The organism is Lipingzhangella rawalii (assembly GCF_031628175.1).
GTDB classification, from domain to species: Bacteria; Actinomycetota; Actinomycetes; order Streptosporangiales; family Streptosporangiaceae; genus Lipingzhangella_A; species Lipingzhangella_A rawalii.
This window is the reverse complement of sequence record NZ_JAVLVT010000007.1, coordinates 1-19,298: the sequence shown is the minus strand read 5'-3', so window position 1 is coordinate 19,298 and position 19,298 is coordinate 1. Positions and strand designations below refer to the sequence as shown.

Genomic DNA, 19,298 nt, shown 5'->3' with positions numbered 1-19,298 from the left:
GCCGCGTGGCCGGTGTGGAGGATTCGCCGGGGCGGCGCCAGCCGCTTTCCGTACCGGTGGCGGCTACCGAGCGTCGATACTGGGGGCATGCGACTCTCCCTGTTCTGGCAACGAATGCATGCAGAGTTCGGCGAAACTTATGCGCACAGCCTCGCCCGGGACCATGTGCTCGGACAGCTTGGCTCCCGGACGGTCGAGCAGGCGTTGGCGGACGGGGTGTCGGCCAAGGAGGTTTGGCAGGCGGTGTGTACCGAGTTCGACCTTCCGGCGAGTGTGCGGTGACCGCATGTCGTTGCGGGAACACGCGGCTGGCGCGGGTCGATGTCGAACACCCGTTCGGCTATACTGGTCCTGCTGGTTGGGGCGTATTGTGCGGGGTAGGTGGCCCGACGGTCCTGGCCACGACGACCGCGGTCCGGTTCTCCACACCGATGATGTCGGTGTCGCTGTCTGTCATCCCGGCCGCGTAGCGTCACGCACGAGACGAACAAGACACCGACCCAACAGGGGTTTTCCGTGGCTGCTGCAACTGACCGTGACAAGGCTCTAGAAACCGCCCTCGCCCAGATCGAGCGACAGTTCGGCAAAGGCTCGATCATGCGTCTCGGCGATGACACGCGCCCCGCAGTGGAGTCGATCCCCACCGGTTCGATCGCGCTGGACTCGGCCCTGGGGATCGGCGGGATTCCGCGCGGCCGCATCGTGGAGTGCTTCGGGCCGGAGTCCTCGGGAAAGACAACCGTCGCCCTGCACGCGGTCGCCAGTGCACAGAAGAGCGGCGGAATCGCGGCGTTCGTCGACGCCGAGCACGCCCTGGACCCGGAGTACGCCAAGAAGATCGGCGTCAACACTGACGACCTGCTTCTCTCCCAGCCGGACACGGGGGAGCAGGCCCTGGAGATCACCGACATGCTGATCCGTTCCGGGGCGGTGTCAATCGTGGTCATCGACTCGGTGGCCGCCCTGGTTCCGCGTGCCGAGATCGAAGGCGAAATGGGAGACAGTCACGTTGGCCTCCAGGCTCGGCTGATGTCCCAGGCCCTTCGCAAGATCGCGGGTGCCCTCCGTCAGACCGAAACCACAGCGATCTTCATCAACCAGCTGCGGGAGAAGGTCGGGGTCATGTTCGGGTCTCCGGAAACCACCACCGGCGGACGGGCGCTGAAGTTCTACTCCTCGGTGCGGCTGGATGTGCGGCGGATCGAAACCCTCAAGGATGGTACGGATGCCGTGGGTAACCGCACCCGGGTCAAGGTGGTCAAGAACAAGGTGGCCAGCCCGTTCAAGCAGGCGGAGTTCGATATTCTCTACGGGGTGGGGATCTCCCGGGAGGGTGGATTGATCGACCTCGGGGTGGAGCACGGTGTCGTGCGGAAGTCCGGCGCCTGGTACACCTACAACGGGTCCCAGCTGGGTCAGGGCAAGGAGAACGCCCGTAACTTCCTGCGGGAGCACACCGACACCGCCGACGAGATCGAGCAGAAGATCAAGGAGAGTCTGGGGATCGCCAAACCGTCGGCCCAGGCCGAGACCGCGGGCAGCACAGAATCTGCCGCCCCCGCGGACACGACAACCGCGGGATCCGCCACCACGACCGGGAGTGGAACCAAGCGTGGGCGTGGCAAGTCCACGGCCACATCCTCCTCGGCTGCTGCCGCCGCTGCCACATCCAATGGGGCCACCTCCGGTACCTCGACCAGCTCGGAGTAGCCGTGGGAGCGCACACCGTCCCCAGTGCCGCAGGACGACCGCAGCGTCATGAGTGAGGAACAGCCCGCCGCGGGGGAGGACCCACGGGCCAGAGCGCGGGAGGTGTGCCTGCGGCTGCTCACCACGCGCGCGCGAACCCGGGCACAGCTTGCCGCGGCCCTCCACCGTCGCGACATCCCGGACGAGGTGGCCGAGCCTGTTCTGGATCGGCTCGCCGAGGTGGGGCTGGTCGACGATGAGGCCTTCGCCGCGGCCTGGGTGTCCACCCGGCACAGCGGGCGTGGTCTGGCCCGGCGAGCCCTGGCCGAGGAGCTTCGCCGACGTGGGGTTGCCGAGGACACGGTGGAATCCGCTGTTGCGGAGCTGGAACCCGAGGACGAGGAGGAGACGGCCCGGGAACTGGTTCGCCGCCGTCTAGCGGGAACTCGGGGTCGGGACGTCGCTGCACGTATGCGCAGATTGACCGGAGTGCTGGCGCGTCGCGGCTACTCCGCGGGCCTGGCCTATCGAATCGTGCGTGAGGAGCTGGAGGCCGAGGGCACGGACGTTGACCTCCCGGAGCCGGATCTGGACTAGATCGTTGGTGGAGCATGGGCGTGATACTCCGGCCCGGGCTCGCCAGCGCCTACCGGGCCCCGCCGGCCTGTCCCCGTCCCCAGGAGCGGGGGCCACCCCGGGGCAGTATCGTCATCGTCGCAATCCCACTGAGGACCGCCGCGGTACTCATGTTCGCTCCAGGGGCGAGGCCCCCTCCCGACCCTCGTGGTCCTCCCCGGCCCCGTTCGCCGGTGACGCGGGCGAGCCGCGCAGCTCCAGTGGCGCCACATCGGGTGGATTAACGTCGAACACGGCTGCGTAGAACGCCAGCTCCGCCTCCAGAGCACGGGCGCGATTCTCGGCGTCCCGGAACCCGTGCCCCTCGCCCTCGAAGGTGTACAGGGCGTGGGGCACCGCGCGCTCGGCGAGCCGCTCAGCCATCGCGGTTGCCTGGTCCAACGGTACGACCGGGTCCTCGGTGCCCTGGAGCAGGAGTACGGGTGCGTTCACGTCGTCGACCCGGTTCACGGGCGAGCGTTCCGCGTAGGTGGCCTGGTAGCCCGGCAGTGGACCGACGAGGGCGTCCAGATATCGGGATTCGAAGTCGTGGGTGTGCTCGGCCAGTCGGAGCAGGTCGGTCACACCGTACCGAGATACCCCGCAGGCGAAGGTATCCCGGGTGAGGGCCAGGAGCGTGGTCAGTCCCCCGGCACTGCCACCGCGGATCGCGAGGCGTCGCGGGTCGGCGGTGCCGTCGGCCACGAGAGAACGGGCCACGGCCACGGCGTCGTCGACGTCCACCACACCCCAGGCGTTGTGCAACCGCTCCCGGTAGGAGCGTCCAAAACCGGTGGAGCCGCCGTAGTTGACGTCCACCACCCCGAACCCGCGGCTGGTGAAGTAGGCGAGCTCCAGGCGCAGCGCCCTGCTGGAACATGCGGTGGGGCCACCGTGGATCCACACCACGAAGGGGGCTGGGCCGGATGCGGTGTGCTCGGGGTGGCGTGGCGGATAGACGGTGGCGTGGACCTGCTCGCCGTAGCGGCCCGTGACGGTCTCTCGCCGCGGGGTGGGTAGGTGGGCCGTGGTGACGCCCGTCCCGAGGGAGGGCTTTCGCAGCGGGGTGACCTCGCCGGTGTCGATGTCCAGCGACACCGGCACGGCCGGAGTCGTGGGAGACGCCGCGATCCCGACGACCGTGCCTGTGTTTTCGGTCGTGTCGCAGGTGACGGCCTGCCAGGTCCAGGCGGAGTCGAGTTCGGTGATTTCCCCCGACGCGGTGTCGAGGCGGGATGCTCTCAGGTCACAATCCCCGTGCAGCGCGATGATGCGTCGGTCGTCAACGGCGCAGTAGGGTTCCGTGCCCAAAAGGAGCGGGGTGGGGCTGAACTCCTCCTGCATCGGACACAGCGCGATGGCGGGCCCGTGTAGACCGATCTCGTAGAGGTTCCACCATCCCGACCAGTCGGAGACACAGAAGAGGGTGGCCTCGTCCCGCCACCGTGGAGCCAGCACCGACTCGGTTGGTCCGCCCTTCAACGTGCGGACGTTGTCCAGGGTGCCGTCCTCGGTGAACCTGGCGATGCGTAGTTCGGTGCTGTCCCAGGGCATGCGTGGGTGATTCCACGCGATCCAGGCGAGGTGCACACCGTCCGGCGAGGGAACCGGGCTGGCGTAGAACTCGGCGTCGGCCAGCAGCTCCACGATCGCGGTGGGGTCCTCGGCGGCGGATCCATCCAGGGGAACTCGGACCAGGGATCTCCGCACGGTGTTGCCCTGGGGCGCGACGGTGGCCGACGTCCCCGATTCCGAAGATTCCGTCGCACCTGTCGCCGTGTCGGGTGCGTCCGCTTCCGCGGCCGGCTCGGCCGGCTCGGTCTGCGCAGCTGCCTCCGGTGTGGAGTCGGTGTTGGCATCCGGCACAGACATGGCATCACAACGGTCCACAGGGCTGGCGTGGTGTTCCAGCACGCACACCACGTGACGCTGGTCGGCCGTCAGGGCGAGGTCAGCGTAGCGGTCGCCGGCCGGCGTCGCGGGCTCGGGGGTCAGCGGTGTCGGCAGCGTGGCCCCGTCGTCCAGAAGATACAGCCGTTGGTCGCTGAATTCGCTGAAAACGATTCCGTAACCGGACTCCGTCGGGACGGGCAGGTAGGAGCGTCCGCCGTACTCGTGCACCCGGGTACGTGCGGACCATGGCTCGGCCAGCAGGTCCGTGGGTGAGCCACCGTCGACACTGCGGAGTACGGTTACCCGGCCGGCCGCTTCCGGCAACGATTCCTGCCACCAGATCTGGGTACCCACCACGGTGGGAAAGGCCGGCAGGGTGTCACCACGAGCGGCGTCCCGAGCGGTGATCGGTGACGGCCACGCGCCGAGGCAGGCTGTCGCGGGGTCGGTCATCAGTCACTGCCCTTGCTTGACGGGGATGTGCCAGTGCCGACCCTAGTGGTCACAACCGGTACGTGCGGAATCAAGGGTGCAGGCGGGGATATTCGGAGCACAGCCATCGTTTCCCAGTTGTAATGACAGTGGGACGGTGGCTTGCTGGCTGGTGCACTACGGTGCTGGCAGCAACCGTGGACATGGTTACTGCTGTGGCGTTTCCCGTTGTCATTGCCTACAGGCGTGGGGCCGCGCCGTACGGAGGAGGGTAAGAGTGACAAGCACTGGACTGACGCGTGCGTTCGCGGTGGCAGCCGCAGGCGTCGTCGCGCTCACGGCGTGCGAAACACCGGACGACACCAACGGGAATGGGGAGGACATTGCCGGTGGAGATCTGACCCTGGCGACGGGGTCGACCGGCGGCACCTACTACCCGCTGGGTGGGGAGATCGCGAACCTGTGGACCGAGTCGCTGGAGGATGTCAGCGTCTCCACCCAGGCCACGGGGGCGTCGGTCGACAACATGTACCTGCTCGACTCGGGTGAGAACGAGCTGGTGATGGCGGTCAACGGCACCGCCCAGAATGCCGTGGCCGGTGCGGGCGACTTCGGTGACGAGCCCCTGGACGACCCGGATGCCGTGCGGGCGATCGGCAACGTCTACCCCGAGGTCATGCAGGTCACCACGGTCGAGGATTCCGGCGTCGAGTCCATCGAAGACCTGGACGGGGCCCGGGTGGAGCTGGGGCCGCCCGGAAGCGCGACCGAGGTGCTCGCCCAGCAGATCCTGGACGCCTACGATGTCGAACCGTCCGAGACCTTCGACAGTGCCTTCGGGGACGCGGCGACCAACCTCGGGGACGGCCAGGTCGACGCGGCGTTCGGCGTGCTCGGGGTGCCGGATGCGAGCCTCACCGAGATCGCGACCACGAACGACATCCACATGCTGGACATCGAGGGCGACGCGCTGGATGAGGTTCTGGCTGCCGACGACTCCCTGGTTCCACACGAGATTCCGGCCGGCACCTACGAGGGCCAGGACGACCCGCATCACACGGTGACGAACTGGGCCACGCTGTACGGGCCGAGCAACCTCTCCGACGACCTCGTCTATGACCTGGTCAGCACGATGTACGGCCAGGCTGATGACCTGGAGCACGATGTGGCCGGCGAGATCCAGCTGGACACTGCGGTCGAGGGCCTGGGCGACATCGAGCTGCACCCGGGGGCGGAGCAGTACTACGAGGAAGAGGGCGCGCTCGACTGACCACGGTCCCGCGCGCTGACGACTCCCCGCGGCGGGCCCGGAGAGGCCGGGCGCGCCGCGGCGGGTACCGTCTGGGGTCTGTGCTCGCGACGGCGCTCCTGCTCGCGGGCGCGCTGGTTCTGACCGGGGATGCCCCCGCCTGGCGCATGCATATCGCCGTGGTTGACCACGACACCTCGGTGACCCTGTGGTCCGAACCCGTCGAGGTGGGCGAGCGGATCCGCTTGGAACACACGCATTCGGTGCATGGACGTCCTGTGGTGGAGGTCTTCTCGGTCAGCGACGGCGACGGCCTGGCCCTGGAGGAGATGCGGTTCGACGCGACCGGCGCCAACCTCCCCAGCCGTCCCGAACAGATCGGGGACGTAACCACCACGTTCGTCAACGACGGTGACCAGTTCCGAGTGGTGCACCACGGACGGATTCTGGGGACGGTCCCGCTGCGTGTCGGTGGACCGATGGTCGACCACACGGTCACCACCGCGGACGGGGTGCGTGTCCGGTTTCTCGACCTCGCTCCACGAGGCACGCATGTAGAACTTCGGGTGCAGGGCATGCCTGGACCATAGTCCGGCCGTTCCCGCGCAGGGCGGCCCGACGCGGAAGGAAGGGTGATGGCAGCCCAGCCACGCTCCGACGGCGGGACGGACACCCGCACGCTGCATGAGATCGAGCAGGATGTCGCCCAACTGGAGCAGCACAGTTTCGCCGAGACTCCAACCGAGGGAGCGCGGGACACCCAGCAGGGCCCCTGGCGCTGGGTGATCTTCCTCGCCGCGCTGATCCTCGCGGTGTTCCACGTCTACACCAACGCCGTGTTCGAGGGCACACTGCCGCAGCTTCAGCAGGGCGGATTCCACCTCGCGCTTGGCCTGTTCCTCGCGTTCCTGCTCTATCCCGCCGGGACCCGACAGGGGCGGCGGCAGCACACCATCGGGATCGCACTGAGCGTCGCCGGCGCCCTCGTCCTGCTGTGGCTGTGGATCGCCGGGGCGGCCGCCCTCTCCATCGTGCTTCCCGCCCTCGGTGTGCTGCTGGTGGTGCAGCTGTCCCGGTATCTGCCCGTGCGGCTGTTCGGAATCCCCCTGGGCGATGTGGTGCTCTCGGCGCTCGGCGCGTTCTCCGGCCTGTACATTTTCATTAACTACGAGGAGATCACCCGGCTCGGGGTGCGCTTCGACGACGAGCACATTGTGGTGGGGACCCTGGGCATCCTACTGGTGCTGCTCGCCGCACAACGGGCCCTGGGCAGCGCCCTGGTGATTCTGGCCAGCGCCATGCTGGTCTATGCCTACCTCGGGCCGAACTTCCCCGGGTTCCTACATCACAGCGGCTACGGGATCGACCGGATCGTCGCGACGTCGTTCCTGGGAACCGAGGCCGTGTTCGGGTCACCGATCTGGATCTCGGCGACCGTGATCTTCCTGTTCCTCATCTTCGCTGCGATGCTGCAACGCACCGGGATGGAACGGTTCTTCACCGACCTGGCCCTGGGCGGAACTGGTTGGGCAACCGGGGGTACCGCCAAGGTGGGCGTGGTCAGCAGCGCATTCTCCGGCACCATCACGGGGAGTTCCGTGGCCAACACGGTCTCCAACGGGGCCTTCACCATCCCGATGATGAAGAAGTCCGGTTACCGCCCGGAGTACGCCGGGGCGGTGGAGGCGGCCTCCTCCACCGGAGGCCAGCTGGCCCCACCCATCATGGGGGCGGCGGCCTTCATCATGATCGAGTTCACGGGCGTGCCCTACGTTGAGATTATCCAGGCGGCCATCGTGCCGGCCATCCTGTTCTTCGTCGGGCAGTTCGTGGTGATCCACTTCGACTCGAAGAGATTCGGGATCCGGGGCCTGCCCAAGAGCCTGCTGCCCAGCGTGCGCCGGCTGATGTCCACGCGCGGCTACCTGCTCATCCCGATCGTGGCGATCTTCATGCTGCTGTCGATGGGGTTCTCCCCCGGATATGCGGCGATGGGGGCCATTGCCGTGGCGGTGGGAGTGAACGTGCTGGTGCAGCTGAGCGAGCTGGCGGTGGCGTTCGTTCCACCGCGGGCACGGAAGACGGCACTGTCGGACACGCCCACCAGCAACCGACTCGTGGGTAGCGGGATTCTGCTGGTCGCGATGTTGATCCTCGGTGCCGTGGGCTGGGCAATGTTCCGCGGGATTGCTGCGCTGGCTCCGGAGATGACCGACGCGGCCAGGGTCATCCTCACCGGCATCGTTCTGGGGGTAACGGTTGCGGTTGCCGGACGCATTGTCCTCCGGCGCCGTAATGCCACGGCGGACGAGGAGCCGGTCCAGCAACGAGTGCGCAACCAGCTGCACGCCGTTGTCCGGCTGGCCGTCCCCTTCGCGGTGGCCGCCGCGGCGCTGTGGGCCTTCTTCTGGGTGCTGGACGCCGTCGCACCCGAGGACATGGCGCGGTCGACGCGTATTCTGATCGTGTCGGTGGTGGTGAGCGTGCTTGCCGTCCTCGTACTGTTGCCCTTCCAACGGTGGCGCTCGGCCGAGGACGACCAACTGTCCCTGGACTCGTTGCTGGCCGGGCTGGTCAGCGCCACCCGACTCGCGCTTCCGGTGATCGTGGCCTGCGCCGCGGCGGGGCTGATCGCCGGCGTGATCACCCTGACCGGGCTGGGTCTCGGCCTTGCCGGCGGTCTCGTCGCAGTCGCCCAGGGGCATCTCATCCCCGTGCTCATCCTGTCGATGCTGGCCTGTCTCGTCTTGGGCATCGGGCTGCCCACCACGGCCAACTATGTGATCACAGCGACGCTTGCGGCACCCGCGATTCTCGCCATCCTGGGAGCTGGACTCGACGAGCCCACGGTCGCAATGCTGCTGATGGCGCACATGTTCGTGTACTACTTCGGTGTGATGGCGGACATCACCCCACCGGTGTGCCTCGCCGCCTACGCTGCCTCCGGAATCTCCGGTGGTCGGCCGTTGGGGACCGGGGTGCAGGCGGTACGGATCGCGGTGTCCGGATTCGTGGTTCCGTTCATGTTCGTCCTCAACCCACAGCTGCTGCTGCAAGAGGTGACCTGGACGACGGGTATCGTCGCCGTGATTACCGGGGTGGTCGGGGCAAGCCTTGTCGGTGTGGCGGTCGTGGGGTACATCGAACGCCGCGTGCACTGGGTCCAACGTGTGTTGCTGGCACTCGCCGGCGTTGGGATGATGCTGCACGACTGGATGAGCGACCTCGCTGGTGTCCTGGTGTGGTTGCGCGACCAGGCGCACCTGATTCCCGCGGCGGTGCCCGTGAACATCGCCCTTCCCGAACATCTCACCCTCGCCGGGATCGGCGCTGACGTGCCCCTGGGCATGGTGGTGAGCAAGCTCCTCGCACTGGCGGTGGGTACGGCGGTGTTCCTGGTTCACCTGCGGGGTGCCCGGAGCGCGCCCCTGGCCGGGACTCGTTCCAGCGGGGTGTGAGCCCTTCGGATGGCCAGCACGGCGGCGAGGGGTGTGGCACGCGGTTAGCCTGGAGCCATGGGAGTAGAGCAGGGTGCAGTGGACCGTGCCCGGTCGTTCGAGGTGCGGACCTACGGCTGTCAGATGAACGTGCACGACTCTGAGCGGTTGTCCGGGTTGCTCGAGGATGCGGGCTACGTCCGTGCCGCCGAGGGCAGCACCCCGGACCTGGTCGTGTTCAACACCTGTGCGGTGCGGGAGAACGCCGACAACCGGCTGTACGGCAACCTGGGCCATCTGCGTCCCGCGAAGGACTCCCACCCCGGTATGCAGATCGCGGTCGGCGGCTGCCTCGCCCAGAAGGATCGCGGCGAGATCGTGCGCCGGGCTCCCTGGGTCGATGTCGTGTTCGGGACCCACAACATCGACTCCTTGCCGGCCCTGCTGGAACGTTCCCGCATCGAGCGTGAGGCTCAGGTCGAGATCAAGGAGGCACTGGAGACCTTCCCCTCCACGCTGCCGAGCCGGCGCGACTCCTCCTACTCGGCATGGGTGGCCATCTCGGTGGGCTGCAACAACACCTGCACGTTCTGTATCGTCCCGGCGCTGCGCGGAAAGGAGCGGGACCGGCGGCCCGGCGACGTCCTGGCGGAGGTTCGCGCGCTGGTTGCGGACGGTGTCACCGAGGTAACCCTGTTGGGGCAGAACGTCAACGCCTATGGGGTGGAGTTCGGGGACCGGCAGGCCTTCGCCAAGTTGCTGCGGGCCTGTGGCGAGATCGAGGGCCTGGAACGGGTGCGGTTCACGTCACCGCACCCGCGGGACTTCACCGACGACGTGATCGAGGCGATGGCGGAGACCCCGAACGTCATGCCGCAGCTCCACATGCCGCTCCAGTCCGGATCCAGCCGGATCCTGAAGGCAATGCGCCGCTCGTACCGGCAGGAACGATTCCTGTCGATCGTGCACAAGGTTCGTGAGGCCATGCCGGAGGCAGCACTGACCACCGACATCATTGTCGGTTTTCCCGGGGAGACCGAGGAGGACTTCGCGGAGACGCTGCATGTCGTCGAACAGTCCCGGTTCGCCCAGGCCTTCACCTTCCAGTACTCGAAGCGTCCCGGAACTCCGGCCGCCGAGCTGGACGGGCAGCTGCCCAAAGAGGTGGTTCAGCAGCGCTACGAGCGACTGATTGAGCTCCAGAACCGCATTTCCCTGGAGGAGAACCAGCGACTGCTCGGCCGTGCGGTGGAGGTGCTGGTTGCGGAGGGTGCCGGCCGTAAGGACCGGGAGACACCCGGCCGGGCCTCCGGCCGGGCACCAGACAATCGCCTGGTGCATTTCCCCGTGCCCGAGGGGCCGGAGGCGCCGCGTCCCGGGGACCTGGCGACCGTCACGGTGTCCTACGCGGCGCCGCACCACCTGGTTGCCGAGCAGCCACCGACGGAAGTGCGACGCACCCGGGCGGGGGAGGCCTGGGCCGCGCGCAACGGTCAGGCCGCAACCGGGCCGGGCGTGCTCCTGGGGATGCCCACCGTGGGAGCGCCCGAGAGCCAGCCGGCAGCCCAGGACGGATGCTGTTCGGCCTCCTAGTTGTACTTCCCTGCCTTGTGAAGTTGGGAACGAGGTAGGGCCTGACCTGGCGTGTATGGGAGAGGGGCCGGTCTGGTTGTTTCGGCCGCACCGGTGCTGTGTGGGTGCTGCTCGCCCGGTGCGTGCCCGGAACCGCGCCCCGATCGCGCTGGCCGCCGTGCGGGGGGCTGTTCGGCCTGGCGGGGCGTCCGCGGTGCGGGTCCCTGCATTCTCGTTGGCCGTCGTGGTGTGCGAGAAGACGGGTGGCCCCGGCCTCGGGGATATCCCGTAGCGCCGCAACCACAGCCCGCTGGCCGTCGTGCGGCCGAGCGCCCCTAGGGCGCGACGCCGCCGGCGGCCGACACGGCGCCGGCGGGCGGGCCGTTGCCGTTACCAGCACTCTTCCCCGGGGATAGTTCAACACGCCCGCCGAACCCTCCAGCTCCCGCACCCGACCTGGGTGCCCCCGAGACGGCTATGGCGCCTCGGGGCCACCCCCCAGACGATGAGAGCCCTCAAAAGCCGATGGGGGCGAGGAAAGGCCGATGGGGGCGACACACGGTAGGCAGAGCCCGGCCCCGGCCTGACCATTCACCCCGCCCTACAACCAACCAACGAAAAGCTCAGTAGCTCGCACTCGGGGGACCATGATCCGGTCCGGAGTCTGCCACGCTCCCTGCCACCACAGGGATGCACACCCCCGGACCGAGCACGGAATCCGGGCCGGCTGGACCGCCCGGGACGCGCTGCGGTGTGCGGCACCTGGTCAGGATTGTCGCCCCGAGCCGGAGCCCGGGGTGGTGGCAGTTGCCGGTGTCCAGGCCGTGGCCGCCCCGTCCGGGGCCACTCCGGTGTCGCTTCTCCCCGGCGGGCCGGAACGTATGATCGCCAGGGCTCGATCTTCGAGATCGACTGCATCGTAGGCCAGCCAGTGCACGCGGGGATCGCGTCGGAACCAGGACTGTTGCCGGCGGGCGAAGCGTCGCGTGGCCCGGACGGTGTCGTCGTAGGCGGTGGACTCGTCGGTCTCCCCAGCCAGATACCGCAACACCTGGGCATAGCCCAGGGCCCGGGAGGCGGTCCGTCCCGCACGGAGTCCCTGCCGTTCCAGCTGCCGCACCTCATCGACCAGGCCGGCCTCCCACATCCGCCGCACTCGCAGTGCGATCCGCTCGTCCAGATCGGGGCGCGGCACCTCCAACCCCACCTGGTGGCACGGATAGAATCCGGTGTGGTCCGGAAGGTGGGCGGTGAACCGACGCCCGGTTAGTTCGATCACCTCGAGGGCACGGACGATACGGCGACCGTTGCCGACCAGTATGGACTCGGCGGCGGCTGGATCCTGGTCGTGTAGACGTGCGTGGAGTACCTCCGGGCCAAGCTCGGCCAGTTCCTGCTCCAGCCGGGCCCGTAAGCCCGGGTCCGTGCCGGGGAACTCCAACCGGTCTACGGCGGCACGGATATAGAGTCCGGAGCCTCCCACGAGAATGGGCAGGTGTCCGGCCGCGTGTGTGCGCGCGATCCGGGCACGGCACATGCTCTGGTATGTGGCGACGTCGGCGGGCTCCGTAACGTCGAGGACGTCCAGAAGATGGTGGGGAACGCCGCCGCGTTCGCTGTGGGGGAGCTTGGCGGTGCCAATATCCATACCGCGGTACAGCTGCATGGAGTCGGCATTGATGATTTCTGCGGTGATGCCGGACTCCGCTGCGAGCCGTCGCGCCAGCTGGACCGCCAGATCCGACTTTCCGGAGGCGGTGGGCCCCACGACCGTGACGACGCTATCCACGGTTCCAGTCTGCCAGGACTGTGGGATCGGCCGGGATCCGCCCCGCAGGCACAGCGTGGCCAGCGGGTGGAGCGAGGGGCCGCCGCTGGTGCCCAGCCCGTCTAGGATGTGCCCATGCGTTTTGCCAAAGGGCACGGCACCGAGAACGATTTCGTCATCCTGCCCGACCCCGAGGCCCGGATCGACCTGCCCCCGCAGCGGGTTGCCGCGCTGTGTGACCGCAGGGCGGGGGTCGGTGCGGACGGCGTGTTGCGCGTGGTCCGCACCGCGGCCCTATGTGGGCAGGGCATGGAGCTGCCGGAGCTGGGTTCCGACGTCGAATGGTTCATGGACTACCGCAACGCGGATGGCAGCCTGGCCGAGATGTGCGGGAACGGTGTGCGGGTGTTCGCCCGGTATCTCGCCGAGGCGGGGTGGGTCCGGGATGAGCGATTCAGCGTTGGCACCCGGGCTGGTGCCCGTGAGGTGACCCTTGACCATGGGGGAGACGTCACCGTGGATATGGGCTCGGTGAGTCTCCATGGCAGCGGGAATGCCCGGCTGGCCGGAACACAGCTCTCGGGGATCCACATCGATGTTGGAAATCCGCACCTCGCCTGTTCCGTGCCCGGCCCCGTGGCCGAGATTCCGTTGGAGGCTGGTCCGGAACTCGATCCGGAGACGTTTCCCAGCGGCGGCAACCTGGAGGTGTTCCAGGTGGTGGAGCCCGGAATGGTGGATATGCGGGTGTACGAGCGGGGATCCGGCGAGACCCGCTCCTGCGGAACCGGCGTTGTCGCCGTGGCGGCCGCGGCCGACCCCGAATCCCGGTCCGGTGCCTGGCGGGTTCGGGTGCCCGGGGGAGAGTGCACGGTCTACCGGGAGGGTCCACGCGCTTGGCTGCGTGGACCCGCCGTGATCGTCGCCGAAGGCGAGGTTCGTCTCTAGCCTCGTCCCGACGGCAGAGCTCTGACCACGGGCGGCGTGCCCCGCCCCCGAGGCTCCCCACGCATGCGCCAAACCGCCTGCCACACAACGGTTCCGAAACACGATGCATCCCGCTAACCTGACCGGGGCGCAGCGGCCGGCGTGTCCGGACGACCGCGGGATCGGTGGCCGTCGCGCTCGCAACGCTCGACACCCAGCAGGTGGTCGACCAAATCCCGGGGGGAGACCGGGCGAGCACCACCCCTGCCTGTCCGGTGGTTTTCCACGCGAGAAAGGGGAGCGCATGAAACTCCGCAGTGTCGCGGCAGCCTCAGTCCTCACACTCGGCGGTGCCGTGTTCCTCGCGGCACCGGCGCACGCCGGTTTGGTGACCTACTGTGACGGGGAAGGGGGCGAGGTTACGGTCCCTGGAGATCTCGTTGTTGACGAGGGCAAGTCCTGCACCCTGACCGGGACGACGGTCCAGGGAGACGTCGAGGTCCGGGACAGCGCGAACCTCATCGTCACCGACGGCACCGTCAACGGGGAGCTTTCCGTCCATGACGATGGTCTTCTGGATGCCGAAGACACCGAGATCGCGGGCAACGTCATCACACACAGTGCCTACGGAGCCTATCTGGAAGGCAGTGATATCGGGGCCAGTGTCGAATCCGCGGCGCTGCCGGACGGATACGAGGATGGTTACCTCTACGCGATCTCCTCCACCGTGGGAGCCAGCCTCAATGCAACCACCGGCTCGGTGTACGTCGAATCCAGCCGGTTGGGCGGCGATCTGGTCGGGGATGGAGCCGAGTACACCGACGTGTACGACAGCACCGTGCAGGGCCAGCTTCGAGTGGAGGACACCGCCGAGGGCGGTGTGTTCTGTGGCGGTGAAGTCTACGGCTCGGCCACCTACCAGGACAACGCGGGAGTCGTACAGATCGGAGCCAGCGGACCGGTCGCGACCTGCACCGCCGTGAGCTACTGGGATGAGGATGTCAGGGCCCAGGGCAATACTGCCGACATCTACATCGACAACAACATCATTGCCGGTGACCTGGTGGCCCAGGACAACGACCCGGTCGCGCTCGCGGGCACCAACAACCGGGTCCGTGGTGCCATGATCGGCGACTTCGAGGACATGCCCACGGTCCAGACCTTCTCGATCGAGGACCGGACCGCCGACATCGAACAGCAGCACGAGCAGCGCACCACGGAGGCCGAATCGGCAGCCGAGGAGGCGGGCCCGGCGTTCTAGGAGGTGTCCCGTACCGGGGAGTGCGGCGCGCCCCCGGGCCGCGCCGCACTCCCCGGTACGGTTATGCACGCACCCCAGGTAGGTCTCTAGGCCGAGTTCGGGGCCGAGGTGCGGAGGGCCTCCGGCGACAACCCCCGCAGGGACGCGTCCAGTACCTGAGCGGTGTGCGCCACCGCCATCGACGTTCCGGCCTGCTCCAACGCCGCGGAGATCTGAAGTGAGCATCCGGGGTTTCCGGCCACCAGCACCTCTGCTGCGGTCGCCGCGACGTCGGTGGCCTTGCGCATCCCGAGTTCGTGTGCGGGATCGGGATTGAGGAGGTTGTACACCCCCGCCGAGCCACAGCACACCTCCGGATCGGCGATCTCGGCCAGCTCCAGCTGCGGGATGGCGCGCAGCAGTGCGCGGGGCTGCGTGGTCACCCCTTGGCCGTGCGCAAGATGGCAGGCGTCGTGGTAGGCGATTCGCATCGGGAGGGGATGGCGTCGGGCCTGGGGGCCCAGCTCAACCAGCAGCTCCGTCAGATCGACGACCCGGGCGCTCAGTGCCTCGGCGCGGCGCCGCCATCCGGCACCCCCTCCGGCGACTCCGGCCGTGTCCAACACTCCCGGATAGTGCTTCATCGTGCTGCCGCACCCGGCCGAGTTCACCACAATGCGGTCCACGCCAGCCCGTTCGAAGGTCCGCACGGTGGCACGGGTCATGGCGGCGGCTTCCCGACTACGTCCCGCATGAGCCGACAGCGCCCCACAGCAGCCCTGCTCGCGGGGGATAACAACGTCGCAGCCCTCCATTGCCAGGACCCGGGCCGTGGCCGTGTTCACCTGGGGGAACAGAGCGCCCTGGACACATCCGGTGAGCATTCCGACCACGGCGCGGCGTCGACCGCGGGCCGGGACCAGGTCCGGTAGCTCGGGGGTGGGGCGCACCGGTGGGCTGATCCGTTCCATCGTGGCGAGGGTGGGCGAGAGACGTTCGAGGAGCCCACTGTCCCGCAGCAGGGTCGACAGTCCGCTGGCCTGGTAGGCACGCAGCGGGCCCCGCATGGCGGCCAGCCGTCGGCGATAGGGAAAGAGAGCGAATATGGCGGCACGGAGGAGGCGCTCGGTCCACGGACGGTCGTATTCCTGCTCCACGGCCGCGCGGGTGGATTCGATGAGCTGGTCGTAGCGCACTCCGGACGGACAGGAGCTGACGCAGGCAAGGCAGCCCAGGCAGTTGTCGAAGGCCCGCACCGCGGCGTCGGGGAGTTGCCGGGGGCGGTCGCTGGCCGGGTCGTGCGCCTGTTCCATGAGATGGATGCGCCCGCGGGGGGAGTCCATCTCCTCCCCCCACAGGACATAGGTGGGGCAGGTGGGGAGGCAGAATCCACAGTGGACACAGTCGCTGAGCAGGTCACCGAACGAGGGCTGACCGGGTGTTCCGTTCGCGTGGTTCGGTTCGCCCGGCGGGGACGTGTTCTGGGTCTCGGACACGGGTCGGCACTCGCTTCCTTGGTCTACAGCCCCCCGGGCCCACGTCCTGGGGATAGGCGCCGCTCGGGGTCGAGCTGGTGTTTGATCGCGCGCATGAGGTCCAGTCCGGGGATGTCACCCCACGGGTCTGGTTCCATCCCCCGGAGCGCTGGTGCGCTACGCAGCAGCGTCACACTGGTTCCCGCACCCGGGTCACTTGGTTGAGCCAGGTGTTCCCGCAGTCGGGGGATCAGCCGGGCCACCGCCGCGGGATCGGCCTCTCCGGCCAGGCTCGCATACAGCACCCCGCTGCCGACGGACCCGCGCACTTGGGTGGGGATCTCCTCTCTGGCCGCCTGCTGTACCATCTCGACGGCGGTCGCGGCTGCGGCCGGAGGAACCACGATCCGCAACAGAGTGTCGGCGCCGGTGCCGGGCAGCTGCCCCCAGCCGGATGGTTCCTCGGCGTGGATCCTGGCCCCGTCCAGTTCCGCTGCGATGGTGGCGGCGCGGGTACCGATTCCCGCGTCGGAGCCCTCCAGCAGCACCTGGAGGGCTCCGAGTGCTGGTGCCGCATCCGCGCCGGTTGCGTCCACGCGCGCGGAGACCGCAGTGTCGAGTTCCACCGCGGTCGGCGCGGCCTGGCTGCGGTGTAGGGCCCGCAGCCAGACCGCCAGTTGCTGGGGGCAGGTGGCTGTGGCGGTGACCCAGCGCCTGGCCTCGGGGCAGGGATGCAGCCGGAAGGTCACCGAGGTGATGACTCCCAGGGCACCATGGGCACCGGTGTGCAGTTTGGCCAGGTCGTATCCCGCGACGTTCTTGACGACCCGGCCCCCGGAGCGACTGGTGCGCCCGTTTGCGCGAACCACGGTCATGCCGATGATGAGGTCGCTGATCGAACCGTGCCGGTAGCGGGGAGGACCGGTGAGAGCCGTTGCGACCATGCCACCCACCGTCGAGTTGGCCACGGGAGGATGCGCGGCCAGACGTTGTCCCTGCCGCTCCAGGGCTTGCTGGAGCTCCGCAACAGCAACACCGGCGCCGACCTCGACGATCAGATCGCCGGCGGCGTGGTCGATGTCGCGCAGGGCTGAGGTGTCCAGCACCAGGTCTGCTCCGGGATGAGGCCCCGGTTCCGCCAGCCAGTCCAGTTTTGTGCCGTGGCCCCGGGGAAGCACGCTCTGTCCGGCAGCGGCCGCCTGGCCCAGAACACCGGCCACCGCGGTGGTGTCGGTTGGTGTTTCCACCCGGGGGTGGGGTTGGAACGTCGTGCTGCCCGCCACCCGAGCGTCTCGGGGATCCGTCATCTGCGCCCGCTCTCCAAACGGTGGTCCGGTGCCGGCTGCACCAGCTAGAACAGTTCGGCCTTACCCTCGGCCACCAGGGGGTGCTCTCCCGTGCGTACGCTGGGTCGTTCCCCGCACAGACGGGGGGTGGGTAGCAGCTTCTCCGGGTTGGCGATGCCGTGCGGATCCACCGCCCGGCGCACGTCGTCCATGGTCGCCAGATCGTCGGGGGTGAACATCGCGGGCATGTGGCATACCTTGTCCACGCCTACACCGTGCTCGCCGGTGATCGAGCCACCGTGCTCGATGCACAGGTCCAGGATCGCTGCGGAGACGTCGCCGGCGCGTTCCGCAGCCTCGGGGTCGGCATTGTCGAACAACACCAGGGGGTGGAGGTTGCCGTCTCCCGCGTGGAACACGTTGGCGACCCGGATCCCCGTGGTGGCGGACAGCTCGGCGATGCGCCCGAGGACCTCCGGCAGGGCGGTTCGGGGTACGACACCGTCCTGAACGATGTAGGCGGGGCTGATCCGACCCATCGCAGCGAACGCCGATTTGCGCCCTTTCCAGATCCGCGCGCGCTCCTGGGCGTCGGCGGCGGTGTGGATCTCGAAGGCACCCGCCTCGCGGCACAGGGTGCTGACCTGGTCGAACTGGGCGTCCACGTCGCTGGCCGGACCATCCAACTCGACGATGAGCACCGCTTCGGCACCTGGTGGATAGTTGCACTGCACCGCCTGTTCGGCTGCCTCGATCGACAGTGCATCCATCATCTCGATCGCTGACGGGAGTACGCCCGCGCTGATGATGGAGGTCACGGCGGTGCCGCCCGCATCCAGGGAGTCGAACGCGGCCAGGAGGGTCCGTACCCGTTCCGGGGTGCGTTCCAGACGAACGGTGATGGCTGTGGCCACCCCCAGCGTGCCCTCGGAACCCACGAAGGTTCCGATGAGGTCGAGCCCGGGTGACTCGACCGACTTTCCGCCGAGCTGGACGAGTTCACCGGTGGGAGTGACGATCTCCAGCCCGGTGACGTGATGCACGGTGAAACCGTACTTGAGGCAGTGCGCCCCGCCGGAGTTCTCCGCGACGTTGCCCCCGACCGAGCACACCTGCTGACTGGAAGGGTCGGGGGCGTAGTACAGCCCGTGCGGAGCTGCGGCTCGGGTCACGTCCAGGTTGAGGACACCGGGTTCCACCACGGCGCGTTGGTTGTCGACGTCGATCTCCCGGATGCGGCGCATGCGGGAGGTGACGAGCAGGACCCCGTCCGCGTTGGGGAGGGCTCCCGCGGACAGGCCGGTCCCGGAGCCGCGGGGAACGACGGGCACGTTATGTTCCACGCACAGGCGGATCACCGCGACAACCTGATCTGTGGTTTCGGGTAGGACCACGACACCGGGAATGACGGCGTGGTAGTCCAGTCCGTCGCTCTCGTAGGTGCGACGTTCGGCCTCGTCGGTCAGCACGCCCCGATCGGAGCAGATCTCGCGCAGCCGGGGAACGAGTGCACTGAGGTCGCGAGACACGGGCGCAAGCCTCCTGAGCGTGGGCCGATGGACGTTGTCCAACCTTCCTACGTCATTGCGTCGCGGCCGGGCAAGACCACTGTGCGGGTGTGCCTTGGTGGGTTGTGGGGGGGGGGGCCCCCCCCCCCCCCCCCCCCCCGGGGGGGGGGCGGGGGGGGGGGGGGGGGGGTGTGGGGGGGGGGGGGG

At 68.5% G+C, this 19,298-nt stretch carries 14 protein-coding genes; 9 read left to right on the top strand and 5 right to left on the bottom strand.

Annotated elements, in window-relative coordinates; genetic code table 11:
• Positions 1-87: 87 nt before the first annotated feature.
• The 3 genes from RIF23_RS15370 to RIF23_RS15360 all read left to right on the top strand — a co-directional run bounded on the left by RIF23_RS15370 (position 88) and on the right by RIF23_RS15360 (position 2,286).
• On the top strand, positions 88-282 hold the full coding sequence (locus tag RIF23_RS15370; RefSeq protein ID WP_310913243.1) for a DUF3046 domain-containing protein: 195 nt from the start codon (positions 88-90) through the stop codon (positions 280-282).
• Between the two features lie 234 nt (positions 283-516).
• Positions 517-1,710 (top strand): recombinase RecA, encoded by a 1,194-nt coding sequence (gene recA / locus RIF23_RS15365; RefSeq protein ID WP_310913242.1) that lies wholly within the window; start codon positions 517-519, stop codon positions 1,708-1,710.
• 48 nt (positions 1,711-1,758) lie between these two features.
• Positions 1,759-2,286: a regulatory protein RecX gene (locus RIF23_RS15360; protein ID WP_310913241.1), complete on the top strand. Its 528-nt coding sequence runs from the start codon at positions 1,759-1,761 to the stop codon at positions 2,284-2,286.
• A 147-nt stretch (positions 2,287-2,433) separates the two neighbouring features.
• On the opposite strand, the gene RIF23_RS15355 is transcribed toward RIF23_RS15360, so the two are convergent.
• Complete coding sequence (locus RIF23_RS15355; RefSeq protein WP_310913240.1) at positions 2,434-4,650, bottom strand: S9 family peptidase; 2,217 nt, start codon at positions 4,648-4,650, stop codon at positions 2,434-2,436.
• 256 nt (positions 4,651-4,906) lie between these two features.
• Between RIF23_RS15355 and RIF23_RS15350 the strand changes: the two genes are divergently transcribed.
• The 4 genes from RIF23_RS15350 (at position 4,907) to miaB (ending at position 10,908) form a co-directional block, all read left to right on the top strand.
• Complete coding sequence (locus RIF23_RS15350) at positions 4,907-5,899, top strand: TAXI family TRAP transporter solute-binding subunit (RefSeq protein ID WP_310913239.1); 993 nt, start codon at positions 4,907-4,909, stop codon at positions 5,897-5,899.
• An 80-nt stretch (positions 5,900-5,979) separates the two neighbouring features.
• Entirely contained in the window at positions 5,980-6,468 is a 489-nt protein-coding gene (locus RIF23_RS15345) for a DUF1850 domain-containing protein (protein WP_310913238.1), read from the top strand.
• A 45-nt stretch (positions 6,469-6,513) separates the two neighbouring features.
• Entirely contained in the window at positions 6,514-9,336 is a 2,823-nt protein-coding gene (locus RIF23_RS15340) for a TRAP transporter permease (RefSeq protein WP_310913237.1), read from the top strand.
• A 102-nt stretch (positions 9,337-9,438) separates the two neighbouring features.
• Positions 9,439-10,908 (top strand): tRNA (N6-isopentenyl adenosine(37)-C2)-methylthiotransferase MiaB, encoded by a 1,470-nt coding sequence (gene miaB / locus RIF23_RS15335; protein ID WP_310913286.1) that lies wholly within the window; start codon positions 9,439-9,441, stop codon positions 10,906-10,908.
• A 745-nt stretch (positions 10,909-11,653) separates the two neighbouring features.
• On the opposite strand, the gene miaA is transcribed toward miaB, so the two are convergent.
• Positions 11,654-12,676, bottom strand: a complete 1,023-nt coding sequence (gene miaA / locus RIF23_RS15330) for a tRNA (adenosine(37)-N6)-dimethylallyltransferase MiaA (RefSeq protein WP_310913236.1) — start codon at positions 12,674-12,676, stop codon at positions 11,654-11,656.
• 114 nt (positions 12,677-12,790) lie between these two features.
• Here miaA and dapF point away from each other — a divergent pair, with 114 nt between their 5' ends.
• Positions 12,791-13,603: a diaminopimelate epimerase gene (gene dapF / locus RIF23_RS15325; RefSeq protein ID WP_310913235.1), complete on the top strand. Its 813-nt coding sequence runs from the start codon at positions 12,791-12,793 to the stop codon at positions 13,601-13,603.
• A 283-nt stretch (positions 13,604-13,886) separates the two neighbouring features.
• Positions 13,887-14,843, top strand: a complete 957-nt coding sequence (locus RIF23_RS15320; RefSeq protein WP_310913234.1) for a hypothetical protein — start codon at positions 13,887-13,889, stop codon at positions 14,841-14,843.
• An 86-nt stretch (positions 14,844-14,929) separates the two neighbouring features.
• Here the strand turns inward: RIF23_RS15320 and RIF23_RS15315 are convergent, their stop codons facing one another.
• Genes RIF23_RS15315 through RIF23_RS15305 form a run of 3 tightly spaced genes read right to left on the bottom strand, consistent with a single transcriptional unit; the run spans position 14,930 to position 19,112 of the window.
• Entirely contained in the window at positions 14,930-16,318 is a 1,389-nt protein-coding gene (locus RIF23_RS15315; RefSeq protein ID WP_407659480.1) for a (Fe-S)-binding protein, read from the bottom strand.
• A gap of 23 nt (positions 16,319-16,341) precedes the next feature.
• Entirely contained in the window at positions 16,342-17,604 is a 1,263-nt protein-coding gene (locus RIF23_RS15310) for an FAD-binding oxidoreductase (protein WP_310913233.1), read from the bottom strand.
• A 44-nt stretch (positions 17,605-17,648) separates the two neighbouring features.
• Positions 17,649-19,112 carry an FAD-linked oxidase C-terminal domain-containing protein gene (locus RIF23_RS15305; protein WP_310913232.1) on the bottom strand — a complete coding sequence of 488 codons (1,464 nt, stop codon included), beginning with the start codon at positions 19,110-19,112 and terminating at the stop codon, positions 17,649-17,651.
• Positions 19,113-19,298: the final 186 nt, after the last annotated feature.

What these genes read in the sequence shown, in the direction of transcription:
- RIF23_RS15370 (WP_310913243.1), top strand. Translation starts at nt 88, where the DNA reads ATGCGACTCTCCCTGTTCTGGCAACGAATGCATGCAGAGTTCGGCGAA.
- RIF23_RS15360 (WP_310913241.1), top strand. Translation starts at nt 1,759, where the DNA reads ATGAGTGAGGAACAGCCCGCCGCGGGGGAGGACCCACGGGCCAGAGCG.
- RIF23_RS15355 (WP_310913240.1), bottom strand. Translation starts at nt 4,650, where the DNA reads ATGACCGACCCCGCGACAGCCTGCCTCGGCGCGTGGCCGTCACCGATC.
- RIF23_RS15340 (WP_310913237.1), top strand. Translation starts at nt 6,514, where the DNA reads ATGGCAGCCCAGCCACGCTCCGACGGCGGGACGGACACCCGCACGCTG.
- dapF (WP_310913235.1), top strand. Translation starts at nt 12,791, where the DNA reads ATGCGTTTTGCCAAAGGGCACGGCACCGAGAACGATTTCGTCATCCTG.
- RIF23_RS15320 (WP_310913234.1), top strand. Translation starts at nt 13,887, where the DNA reads ATGAAACTCCGCAGTGTCGCGGCAGCCTCAGTCCTCACACTCGGCGGT.
- RIF23_RS15310 (WP_310913233.1), bottom strand. Translation starts at nt 17,604, where the DNA reads ATGACGGATCCCCGAGACGCTCGGGTGGCGGGCAGCACGACGTTCCAA.